The organism is Paenibacillus sp. GL_099_B, from assembly GCF_057835695.1.
This window is the reverse complement of the sequence record NZ_CM174430.1, coordinates 6,125,537-6,137,752: the sequence shown is the minus strand read 5'-3', so window position 1 is coordinate 6,137,752 and position 12,216 is coordinate 6,125,537. Positions and strand designations below refer to the sequence as shown.

The window sequence follows — 12,216 nt, the reverse complement described above, 5'->3', positions numbered from 1 at the left end:
GACCCTCATACATTAGCTGCATCAGCATTCATTTTCTCGCATGAGCTTCAATTCGAAATTGGCTCCGATGGAGCGCGGGGGGCCAACATTCTGGCTACGTTGTCGAAGGTTGCCTGCCAATCGGTCGTGATGATGCTCCCGATATAACCATCTGGCCGTATTATGACCAGCGTGTCGCTGGTGATGCCATAGATATGGGTCAGTTTGCCGCTGCAGTCATGGAGGACGTTCTGATCAGATTCGTGTGCGGTACCAACGACGTAGCAGTGTAATTCGGCACCGCTGGTCGGCCAGTTCAACTTGGGAAGTATCTTGGCAGCATTAGGGCCAAAGGCAAGCAAAGTAAAGTGAGGCCCCTGATAGATGTCGAACAGACGCCGTTCCCCACCGGGTCCGTTGCAGGGAGCATCTGGCGCCCGGTCACCTACATGAAGGGTCTTCGTGGCCGATTCTTCGCTAGATGCGAGCGGCCCACCATGGTACGAAAGTCTAAGCTGTCGCTCTTCGTCTCCGCGCTTGAGGCTAGCCAGGCGATTCTTGTCTAGACTTGCGTAAAGCTCGCTGGATTTGCTGAGGACACGAGCGGCAATCGGTTGACGCTCAGCCTCGTAGCTGTCAAGCAGACTATCAGGTGCACCAGCAGTGACCTGCCCTATTTTCCAGCCGAGGTTATAGGCGTCCTGTATACCCGTGTTGAGACCCTGTGCACCGGCCGGGGTATGGACATGAGCAGCATCGCCTGCAATGAAGACACGACCCGAGCGATAGTGCTCAGCCAGTCGAACGTTGGGACGAAACACCGAACTCCAGGTAATGTTGTAGAGACGCAAACCTGTAAGTTTGTGGAATTGAGCGGCCAGTGCGGCTTCGTCTAGGTTAGGCTTTTCATCCGGTGCCAACCTGATCATGACTTGGAACTGATCGGAGTGAGGCAGCGGGCAGGCTCCGACAAACGTGCCACGTGTGCGTGGCCACATATGCCACCTATTGCGAGACAGTTTGTCAATCGACCCGTCAATGATGAGCGTACGGTCAGAGTCGGTAGTCTCTCCGATAAACCGAATACCTGCCCCTTTGCGAACGATGCTCGAACCTCCATCTGCTCCGACGAGATATCTGCTGCGAACCTTCTCCCCGGAAGAGAGAGTCACCGTCACTCCATCGGCATCCTGTTCGAATTGCTCCAACCCGTTGTTAAATTCAATGATTAAGCCGAGACGTTTGAGCAGGCGGTGTAAGATGGTATCCGTTCGGTGTTGCGCCAACAGGAGAATGTTTGGATACGGATCGTTGGCTGTTGGTTTATTTTGCTGCTGCATGCGCCAAGGCACAGTTAACGGTCCAATATGAAAACCGGCAAGCGGGTAAGAACTTCCCTCTGACTGAGCCTCTTCCAGCACGCCGAAGTCCTCCAATACCTCCTGGGTTCTTGGTTGAACTCCCTTGGCACGGGAGCCTTGAAAGGCGTGAGGGGCTTTGTCAACGAGTCGGACACGAAGGCCGCGTCGTAGCAGGTCGACTGCAAGAGCGGAGCCAGTCGGGCCAGCTCCAGCGATGAGTACGTCAATATCGTAATGTTGGGTCAGTTGAATCTCCTCCTGATCACCCATATCGCAATGGATTAGATATCATGCTTTGTTTATTGTTTCTCTAGAAACTTTTTAATTTCTAATGAAACAATAATAGGTTAATCCCTCTCTATTGTCAATATTGTTTCCAGGAAACTTTAATTGTCGGACATACCCTGATATACTGGTATGAAGCTAACAATCGTTGGAGGAAAATTGAATGATCAACCCATCGGAAAATCAAAATAGAGATCACTTAATTCAAGAAGTATTGGAAGCAGTGAAAGATATACAGATCAGATTCCAATCAGAAGATGACGAAGAAAAACAGTGGCTGATCCAAAATAGTCCTAATCCGGCTGTTGAAGAGCTAATCAAAGAAATGACGGTTACGATGCTGCATGTGCTGGATGCCATTGGTACACTCGAGCCAGTAAACGGCATAACCATTTCAAAGCAATTCGGCTTCTCCAAAGGGACGGTCTCCAAAATCACGAGAAGACTCTTGTCTCAAAACATCATCGTAACCGAGTCACTTCCGGATAACAAAAAAGAAGTTCTGTTCCGTACTACATCGCTTGGAAAAGAGATTTATCGTTTGCATCAGGGCCTGCATCATCAGATTGATCTTGGGGTTCATCATTTCTTGCAACGGTATAACGTGGATGAGTTACAGTTTCTCGTCAACACCCTCCAAAAGACGTTGCATACATCATGGATTCATTCGGAAACAGAGGAGGGGGCCAGTGAACCCGTCCGAAGAGAGGCGCCTACAAGCAAGGATTCAGTAGCATTTAAGGCCAATAGTTCTTCGTCATTGATCGAGGAAATGAACGAAATCATGTCTATGCTCAACAAGTTGGATTCCCGTAATTTGAAGAAAGCAAAGACCATTTTGAATGATGTTTTTTTTGCAGACTATGAGTGACTAACTAACTTCAGCATATTTCATAAGGTAATGTTGTTTAGGGTTCTGCGAACAATAAATTAAGGTATAACAAAATACCGGATAAGGCTGATAAGCCTATCCGGTATTTTTTCGTATTTCGCCACATCTGAGTCCGTAGCTTATCCTTATTTCAACCTATACAAGAAAAAATAACCATAAATTCGATTTTGGGGTAATGTGCAGCTCCCTTTGTTCCGAATATTATAATAGATGGTCTTTTTTGGATGGAGGATATTGAAGGACAACAGGGGGCGGGAGTATGGTGCATAATCCGGAAACCATTCAGGAATGTATCGAAAAGGCACGACAGAGGCTCTACCAGATTGCAAATTCTCATAAAGAACTGTGGCATCCGGAGGTCATTCGTCAATCGATGGTTCTGGATGAACTAATTAATCAATATAACAACGCCATTCGCGGAAAGTCATCCCGAAGTGAATAACAGCGCGTTATAAACCTCGGGATAATATGATGCGAATGCATTCAGTATACGAACCCTATTCTTTTACAGCCCCAAGCACAATTCCTTTTACAAAGAAACGCTGCAAGAATGGATATACGAGCAGGATTGGCAGTGCCCCAATAAAGATCTGGGCTGCGTTAACCGTACGCTGCGACATGTTTTGAAGCTGCGTCGCATCGACATTCATATTGGAGAAATCCTGCTGTACAATAATCGTTTGCATCAATGTAGCGAGCGGATATTTGGCTGCGTCATTCATATAGATCAACCCGTCGAACCAGGAATTCCATTGCCCCACCATCGTGAATAGAGAGATCGTTGCAATGGCCGGCATGGACACAGGCAGATAGATACGGAACAATGTGGTGATATGGTTGGCGCCATCGATGAAAGCTGCTTCTTCGAGCTCTTTGGGTACGTTGCGGAAGAAGTTCATCATGAGAATCAGGTTCCAGACCGCCACAGCGCCCGGCAAAATCAGAGCCCACAGGGTGTTGATCAGTCCCAGCTTCTGAATCAGGATATAGGACGGGATCAGTCCGCCGCTGAACAGCATCGTGAAGATGAAAAACCAAGCATACAGTGAACGTCCCTTGAAATTCAGACTTTCCTTGGATAAAGGATATGCCGTCAGGGTGACCAGCACCATACTGAGCAGCGTACCGAACACGGTACGTTGCACTGAGATCCAGAGCGCGCTGAGAAAGTTACTATTACCAAACGTTTTGGTATAGGCATCTACTGTAAAATCAATCGGCCAGAGCGTTACCAGATTGGCGGAAGCTGCCGCTTTACCGCTGAAGGAAACCGCCAGAATGTGGATAAGCGGCAGCACACACAGCAGCGAGACGGCCGCGATGAAGAACAGGTTGAAGCCGTTAAATATACGGTATCCGGTCGTTTTGTGATACACCTTAATTCCTCCTTAGAAAATGCGGTAATTGGCGATTTTGTAAGCCATCCGGTAGGCAGTAATAACGAGGAACATAGCAACAAAGGATTTAAACAAACCAACCGCAGTCGCAAAGCTCATTTTGCCATTCAAAATACCCATCCGGTAAACAAACGTGTCAATAATATCGCCTTTATCATATACAAGTGGATTGTACAGGTTGAAAATTTGGTCAAATCCGGCATTAAGAATATTCCCCAGTGATAGTGTCCCCACCACAATAATCATCGGCACGAGTGCAGGCAGCGTAATGTGTAGGGTCTGTTTAAGTCGTGTTGCCCCGTCAACTTCGGAAGCTTCGTACAGAGCAGGGTTAATGCCCGCAAGGGCTGCAAGAAAGACAATGGTACCAAATCCGAATTCCTTCCATACATCACTAATGACCACGGTTACACGGAACCAGTCGCCATCTCCCAGAAAGAAGATTGGTTCAACGCCAACGGCCGCCAGAACCTGGTTAATCAGTCCGCCTTCGGGGGAAAGCATGTCCAGCAGGATGCCGCCCAGTACAACCCAAGACAAGAAATGGGGCAGGTATACCAGCGTCTGTGAGAACCTTTTGAACGTGGAGTTCCGTACTTCATTCAGCAAAATGGCAAACACAACCGGGGCCACGAGTCCAGCCACAATTTTCATGGCAGCAATCAGCACCGTGTTCCAGATGACCTGAACACTGTCCGGATATTCGAACATGAATCGGAAGTTATCCCATCCTACCCATTTGGAGCCGGTGAATCCCAGCCATGGTTTGAAATCCTGAAACGCAATAATAATGCCGCCCATAGGCACATAGGCGAACAGCAATGTGAGCAGTACCGAAGGCAGCAGCATCAGATGCAGCGGCCAATTGCGTTTGAAATTCCAGCGGGTACGTTTGCGTGGATTGTGTGTTGCCTGCCGCACCGGCGTATTGGTCGTTAGTGGTTGTTCCATAGCCATCAGGTCCCTCCTTTATATCGTCCAGCCTCTGCATAATGAGGCCAGTCAGCCTCTGCAAATAGTGGAGCAACTGAATTATAGCAATGGAAACGGGCGGGCTATAGAACAACATTTCAAGGCGGATGTTGATTTATTAACTTGTTAAAAACGTATACCGAATAGTGACTCATTTGAAATTCAGTATAGATATGTAAGGGGTTTCAATATAAAATAGGACTTCGATGTGTATCTTTACTTTAATCCGGGACAGGGTGAAGCAATGAAATTTACAGTATTCTCAAAAACAGTCATGCTGCTGGTCTGCTTGCTGGTACCAATCTTGCTGCTATATACCTACGCGAATCAGGCGAACGTGGATATGATCGTCGAGGAGAAGCAACAGTCCAGCTTGAACCAGTTCAATTATTTTAGCTCTCAGGTGGATAAAAATATTGAACAGCTCTCGCTTTACGGGCTGACTTTACTGCGTGATCCAAGCATTTTACACTATCGTTACATGACTGAATCGACCAGCCAATATGAGAAAAACAGCATCTATCTCGATATTCTCGACAAATTGTCGCTATACCAGTCCACCAGCCGTTGGAAGAACGATATAACCATTGTGCTGCCTCAGGCAGAGCTGGTCTTATCCACCATGTCGAACCGGACGGTCTTCAATGAGAAGATGTTGAAATTTCCACAGCCAGGCCGATGGCAGTTGAACGAAGGCAGCTTCACTTATTTCTTTACGGATAACTACGAGTGGAGTGAAAAACCTGTGACCACAGATGTGCGGACGGTGATGGAGATTGATTTTGACCCGATGAATATTGTTGCCATGCTGGATGATTTCAAGGAGGCTCAGGGAGGAGATCCCTTTCTTCTCGTTCCGGGCAACGAGCCTCTGTTAAATCGCAGTGCGGACCCCGAGCTAGTGGAAGCCGTGATGCGGGACATGCCATTAACCGAACTGGATAGTGAAGGTAACCATCAGCTGGAGGTGGGGGGCAAGCAGTACTTGGTCAGTTATGTGCTCTCCAAACAGCTGAACGGAATCTATGTTAACCCGGTTGTACTGGATGATTTGCTCACACCGATGGACAAGAGTCGAAATATGTTCATTACTTCCACTTTGCTGCTGCTCGTGCTCAGTATTGGTGCTGCACTGTTGTTATACCGAAAGGTACAGGTGCCGATACAACGTCTGATGAGAGGGCTGCAACAGATTCGGAAAGGACAGCTGTCCACACGAATTCCGGTCGATCACTCTCGTGATGAATTCGCGTACCTGACTCAAAGCTTCAATCACATGGCCGAGCAGATTCAGGAGCTGATTGAAAAGGTGTACGAGGAACGCATCCGCTCGCGGGAAGCGACGTTAAAGCATCTGCAATCACAGATTAATCCTCATTTCCTGTACAATTGCCTGTTTTATATTAAAAATATGACACAGCTGGGCAACCGCGAAGCGGTTATTGCCATGTCGCTCAGTCTGGGAGATTATTATCGCTACATCACACGTGATGAGAACGATATGACGACCGTGGAAGAGGAAATTCGGCTGTTGGACAATTATTTGTCCATCCAACAGATGCGCACCAACCGTTTGTCGTATGAGATTGCTGTACCGCAAGAACTGATGCAGCAGCACATTCCAAGGCTGTTGATCCAGCCTATCGTAGAGAATGCAGTCATTCACGGCATTGAACCGATGGAGGGTAGCGGCCACATCGTGGTTACAGGCATGGCAGCACAAGAGCAAATCGATGGAAGGGAATACACACGATACAGTCTGTTTGTCGATAACGACGGTGTTACTTTGACGCCGAAAGAGATTGCCGCTCTTGAGCGGGAAATCAATGAACCGATGGGTGAAGAAATTGGCACGGGTACCTGGAATGTACACCAGCGGCTCGTTACACGATATGGTCATTCTTCGGGGCTTCATTTTGCAGCGATCCCTTATGGGGGTCTCAGTGTGGAAATACGATGGTTTGAGGAGGAATATCCTAATGATGAATCTAATGGTCGTGGATGATGAACACTCAGCGGTGGAATCGATTGCAGCTTCCATACCGTGGAGGGAACATGGGATTGGACATGTATATAAGGCTTACTCGGTTAAAGAGGCATTGCAGCAAATGGCGGCAAATCAGGTCCATATTATCATCACCGATATTCGTATGCCGGGCTTGTCCGGTCTGGATCTGGTGAGTCATATTCGGCAAAAGTGGGAGCGGACCAAATGTATCATTTTATCTGGACACGCATCCTTTGATTATGCGAAGCAGGCACTCCGTCATGGAACAGTGAGTTATCTGCTGAAGCCAGTGCGGGATGAGGAGCTGATTGAAGCCGTGCAACAGGCCTCCGTCCAGATTCGGCTAGAGGGAGAAAAACAGTTGATGCACCAGCGCGCCATGTATTCGGTGAGGGAACATTTACCGGAGAAGCGGGCGGGATTAATGAAGGATGTGCTGCTTGGACATAAATTTGCAGAGAGCGAACTTGTGGAGAAGCTAGAGCAATTGGAGATTGGATTCCGTCCTCAGGATAAAATGCAGCTGCTGCTCATCCGCTATGATGACCCACAGCCAACGCACAAGGCATTCCGTCTGATGAAATACGCCATCTCCAACGTCGTGGAAGAAATCTTTGGCAGCAGCTATCATCTGTGCCATACGGACGATGCGTATGATGATCTCGTCTTCATGGCAAGCCCCAAACAGGCACAGTCTGAACCGGAACTGCTGATGGGGCGGCTCGGAGAACGGCTGCTTCACAGTGTGAAGCAGTATTTGAATGCGACGATTTCACTGTCAGTCAGCCGGATAGGCCGTTTTCCAGAGCATGTTCCACAATTGTATCATCAGGCTGTAAGTGCCTTGCGCAAGCAGGCGGAAGCAGGCAAAGGACTACATCTCAATGTGGCTGCCGGCTCCCATGGGGCAACATTGAAATCACTTGCGGCGCTGTATGAGCCACCCGGATTAACCTCACTGTTGGAAGCAGGACGGATGGAGGATGCCAATCGCAAGATTGATTCGATTTTCGCCGAGTTATCGGATAGTGTGTTCCCGGAGCATGTCTATGTTGCTTTTCACTATCTCGCAGCCGCTTTCTCGTACATGGCTCATCGGGAGGGCAGACAGTTGTCGGATGTCCTTGGTGAGCAGTATCAGCAACTGTTGAAGGATGGTTACGGCGTGTCACTTCGTAGTCTGGAAGCATGGACCCGGAGCGTGATGGAACAATGGGCTCTAAGCACAACCGACACGGGCCAGGAAAGTGGATCGAGCATGATCAGGCAGGTTCAGCAATGGATTGACCATCATTTGGGCGAAGATCTTTCCTTGCAGGTTATTGCCGGGGAGGTACATCTGCATCCGGTATACTTATCCAAAATGTATAAACAATCGACGGGTGAAGGCATCAGTGATTACATTATCCGTTCCCGAATGGAACGTGCTGTTCACTTGCTGAAGCACACGGCTATGAAGATATACGAAGTCGGTCAAGAAGTGGGATATAACAATACTCCTTATTTCATTCAAGTATTCCGCAAACATTATGGCCTGACCCCGCAGGATTTTCGGAACGGTTAACAAATCAATATGAACATTGAAATTGTGATATATGTTTGCTTCCCCGGCTGCACTATCCTTTTCATGTAAGGGTATTCAAAGTGATTGAGGAGGGGTTTCATGTATAGAAAAATGATGAGTGCATTGCTTGCACTGACGATGGTTGCCGTAACGGCATGCAGTTCGGGGGCAAAGGAAGAACCATCCAAGGAAGCGGCTACGCCACTTGCGTTGCAAGACGGTAAGTATGAACCTGCGGTTCAGATGAGCTATTTGCGAGCCTGGAATGATGATACAAAGTTTAAGAACGGAGAGACAGCACAGAACAACGTGCACACCAAATGGGCCAAAGAACGTTTGGGCATCGACCTGACCACACCTTGGGCTGTGTCCGTGACCAATGATGCGTTCTACACGAAGCTGCGCCTCTCTCTTTCGGCTAACGAAGAGCTGCCGGATATCGTCTCCATTCGTGGTGACTACAATCTGGTACGTGAGTTGATTGAGTCGGGTAAATTCGCCGATGCAGGTGAACTGTTCGACAAGTATGCATCCGACACATGGAAAGGGGCTGCCGAATCCGCACCGGAAGAGTGGTACCCGTACATGTATGAAGGCAAACGGTATGGTATCCCGATCTTCGACTATGCCTACAACGGCGACCCGGTTATGTTCATCCGTGAAGACTGGCTGAAGAAGCTGGGACTGGAAGAACCAAAAACGATCGATGAGCTCGTCACGGTGATGGATGCATTCACGAATAAAGACCCGGATGGTAACGGTAAGAAAGATACGTACGGTCTGACGGTCGGCATGAAAATTGCTCTCAATACCTGGATGACCGAATCCGGCTGGATCTTCGGAATGTATAACACAATGCCGGGACAGTGGAATTTGAATGCAGAAGGAACATTGGATTACGGCTCGATTCAACCGGGTGTGAAAGAAGGACTTGCAACGATGAAAGACTGGTTGTCCAAAGGCTATCTGCCGAAGGAAGCTGGCGTATATGATGAGATTAAGGCAGCCGAACTGTTTACAGCAGGAAAAGCCGGAATCATTGTGGGACCACACTGGATGCCGAACTGGCCGATTGATGATGTGAAGAAAAATGTGGACGGCGCTACCTACAAAGCAATTGCCCTGCCAACCGGACCGACTGGCGAGAGCCATCACCACGGTTCAGGTGCCGGCAACGGGGTCGTGTTGATCAATAAGGATATGGCAAACCCAGAAATTTTCTTCACATATCAAAATTATTTGTTTGATAACTTCGCCAATCCAGAAGTGGGTGGGGAGTTCGAACATGGCTTTGCCCAAGGATATGACTTTGATATTGTAGATGGCAAAGTGCTTGGCGAAGCTGATTTGAAAGACGGCGTATCCCCACTGAAGTATACACTCACTTATGATGGTGCGCGTATTCCGAACCTGATGATGGATACACTGGCTGAGCTTGCTACAGGCAAGGAACCTGAAACACCATTTGAGAAAAATACAAGTATTGCAAACAAACCGGAAGTGTTCGCTGCGGCTCAAGTCGTGGTAGCTCATAAGGATGATGCAATCAAGAACAAATTCACGGGTGCACCTACGGATACGATGAAAATGAAGAAAGACGCGCTCGACAAGCTGGAGAAAGATACGTTCAGCAAAATCATTTACGGTCAGGTTGGCATTGATGAATTCGACGCGTTTGTAACGAAGTGGAAATCCATGGGTGGCGATGAAATCACAACTGAAGTCAATGAATGGTTCAAGACAGTCAATTAATAGCGTGAATGATTCACCAGATGAATCATACTAAAGTAATAAAAGAAGGAAGAAGTATTTCGTGAATACACCGGATTTGGGCGGGAAATCGCCTGAATCCGGTGTTTTTGTTTTGTGTGCGGGACGCATAGACATGTACGGAAGAGCTTATCTATTAATTTCTCGGCGTACAACCGTGCGTAAGACTTATTGTTTCGCTGGTGCCTGAGAGAGTAAAATACTAGGTAATATACGAACAACAATACGTATTTTTAGCATAGATGGTTTGAGGAATGATCTGATAAATGGGAAGGCGGTCGAAGCATGAGTACACTCTATGATCAGGCAATGGAAGAAATGATTGCGGTAATTCATGAATGGTTTGATGAACAGATGAAGCGGGGTGACCTGGAAAAGGCTGTGAAGCGAACAACGCTGCAAATGGGGATCTTTAATGATATTTTGCTGGATTACAGACCTGGGCGGACCACGGTAGACAGTGTGGATCTTGGATTGGATGAAGGATTGAAATCGAAGAAGACCGGTCCCTTTACGGAGGAACAGGTACGGAATGAGATCCAGCCCAGGCTTGTAGAGGTTGTTCAGGGGAAATTGGACGAGCTGGCGGATACACCGTTGATCGACTATCGTTTTACCTTTCGCGGGAAATTCCCAACGACAGAAGGAAAGCTGCAAGTGACCATGCTCGAATATATCAACGAAGGGAAAAGGCAGCAGTTGCTTGAGCGCATTCATACATACGTAGACCAAAAGTTGCTGGAAGGTTCATATCCAACAAAGCCATTGGAATCCTTTTTTTTGACGCGTCACCTGCTTGATCCGAAATTGTTCCCTGAACTGGACGTAGCGTGGACAATAGCGCAATATGACCGCATTCAGGAGTTAAACAAAGGGCGTCAGGAAGCCCTGGCGGAGCATCGTGGTGACATTATCCGTGCGATAACGTCATGGGCAGATAATCATTTTTTGCCACTCTACTTTGATGTACAGCCTTCTGCGTACAGCGCCAATGTATATACACTTAAGCCAGATGCTTCTTTGGAGGAGGACCAGCCACAGAGTGAGTATGGGCATCATGTGGCACAGCCTATTGATCTGCTGCTATATGCAGCTGTGATGATTCTTCGTTATGAGCCTAGTTACAGTAAACCGAAAGGCCTTACTTTCTTGGAACTGGCCAAACAATTGGGTAGTAGCCGTGCGGTTCGCATGATGACGGAAGGTAGCGGAACCTATGCCAAGGAAGATATCCATTTGAAAGATGAGCAGGTGGAATGCACAGCCAACGATGTGTTCGCGATCATTACCATCATCATTCGCAAGGAAGAAGCATCTGCCTACGAACAAGCCCTTGGTTTTATCACCCGTTTGCTGAAGCAGGGCTTCCCCAAAAGTTACAAGATCAAGCTCAAATCCAGCGTGAAGAAGTATCTGCCTGTTAAAGGGCTTGCGAAGTCGGATACCCATCGATTTTTCTCAAACGCGCTGGAGTACCCGGAGCTGCATCCGCTGCTTGAAGAATATGCACGTGCGGCGATCGAAGAGTTCGAATTTTATGCGGATACAGAGGGTGAAAAGAACTGTATGCCAGGCAGTTATGCAACCTTTGGACTTGGACTGTCGGATGAGCGGTATTTCCCTTTGGTTGAATATTACATGGGTGAAGTGGATGATGAGCACCAGTTGGTACAGGATAAGTTCACCGTTGCCTTTGCTGAGATACATGGTGTAACGGCCAGTTCCGTACCTGCACTAGTTGCCTGCCTGCGTCATTCTACGGATTCCCTAAAGATGAAGATCCAGCCAGAGCTGGAGGATGAGGAGAAACTTGAACTTCTGGTCCAATCGTTGCAAGGAATGGAAACCTATGAAGTGGAGCGTGTGCTTTATCCAGTCTGGGGCAAGGTGGAGAAGCTTAAAACGCTGGCACGCAAGGCTGAGGGAAGACGGAAAGAGTTGCTTTTAGAGCTGTTAAAGGCCGCAGGGAAATAAGGATATACCCGTGA

The 12,216-nt window shown here is 47.9% G+C and carries 9 protein-coding genes; 6 read left to right on the top strand and 3 right to left on the bottom strand.

The features are described 5' to 3' along the window. Nucleotides 1–47 precede the first annotated feature (47 nt). On the bottom strand, nt 48–1,610 hold the full coding sequence (locus tag AC3ITG_RS27890) for an FAD-dependent monooxygenase (RefSeq protein ID WP_489251956.1): 1,563 nt from the start codon (nt 1,608–1,610) through the stop codon (nt 48–50). Nucleotides 1,611–1,788: 178 nt separating this feature from the next. Here AC3ITG_RS27890 and AC3ITG_RS27885 point away from each other — a divergent pair, with 178 nt between their 5' ends. Both AC3ITG_RS27885 and AC3ITG_RS27880 read left to right on the top strand, forming a co-directional pair. After that, on the top strand, nt 1,789–2,496 hold the full coding sequence (locus AC3ITG_RS27885; RefSeq protein ID WP_489251955.1) for a MarR family transcriptional regulator: 708 nt from the start codon (nt 1,789–1,791) through the stop codon (nt 2,494–2,496). A gap of 280 nt (nt 2,497–2,776) precedes the next feature. Further along, a complete protein-coding gene (locus AC3ITG_RS27880) occupies nt 2,777–2,959 on the top strand; it encodes an aspartyl-phosphate phosphatase Spo0E family protein (RefSeq protein ID WP_489251954.1) in 183 nt (60 codons plus the stop codon). A 55-nt stretch (nt 2,960–3,014) separates the two neighbouring features. On the opposite strand, the gene AC3ITG_RS27875 is transcribed toward AC3ITG_RS27880, so the two are convergent. Both AC3ITG_RS27875 and AC3ITG_RS27870 read right to left on the bottom strand, forming a co-directional pair. Next, nucleotides 3,015–3,893, bottom strand: a complete 879-nt coding sequence (locus AC3ITG_RS27875) for an ABC transporter permease subunit (protein ID WP_163761596.1) — start codon at nt 3,891–3,893, stop codon at nt 3,015–3,017. A gap of 12 nt (nt 3,894–3,905) precedes the next feature. Continuing rightward, nucleotides 3,906–4,865 carry an ABC transporter permease gene (locus AC3ITG_RS27870; protein ID WP_371129284.1) on the bottom strand — a complete coding sequence of 320 codons (960 nt, stop codon included), beginning with the start codon at nt 4,863–4,865 and terminating at the stop codon, nt 3,906–3,908. A 265-nt stretch (nt 4,866–5,130) separates the two neighbouring features. On the opposite strand from AC3ITG_RS27870, the gene AC3ITG_RS27865 reads away from it, so the two are divergent. The 4 genes from AC3ITG_RS27865 (at nt 5,131) to AC3ITG_RS27850 (ending at nt 12,202) form a co-directional block, all read left to right on the top strand. Beyond that, the gene (locus AC3ITG_RS27865; RefSeq protein WP_413373723.1) at nt 5,131–6,891 is read left to right on the top strand and encodes a sensor histidine kinase; all 1,761 of its coding nucleotides are present in this window, start codon (nt 5,131–5,133) and stop codon (nt 6,889–6,891) included. Then, the gene (locus AC3ITG_RS27860) at nt 6,866–8,458 is read left to right on the top strand and encodes a response regulator transcription factor (RefSeq protein WP_413373721.1); all 1,593 of its coding nucleotides are present in this window, start codon (nt 6,866–6,868) and stop codon (nt 8,456–8,458) included. Before AC3ITG_RS27865 ends, AC3ITG_RS27860 begins: the two co-directional genes overlap by 26 nt. Before the next feature lie 99 nt (nt 8,459–8,557). Beyond that, nucleotides 8,558–10,210, top strand: coding sequence for an extracellular solute-binding protein (locus tag AC3ITG_RS27855; protein ID WP_489251953.1), 1,653 nt, complete (start codon nt 8,558–8,560; stop codon nt 10,208–10,210). Between the two features lie 303 nt (nt 10,211–10,513). After that, complete coding sequence (locus AC3ITG_RS27850) at nt 10,514–12,202, top strand: DUF6138 family protein (protein ID WP_489251952.1); 1,689 nt, start codon at nt 10,514–10,516, stop codon at nt 12,200–12,202. Nucleotides 12,203–12,216 lie beyond the last annotated feature (14 nt).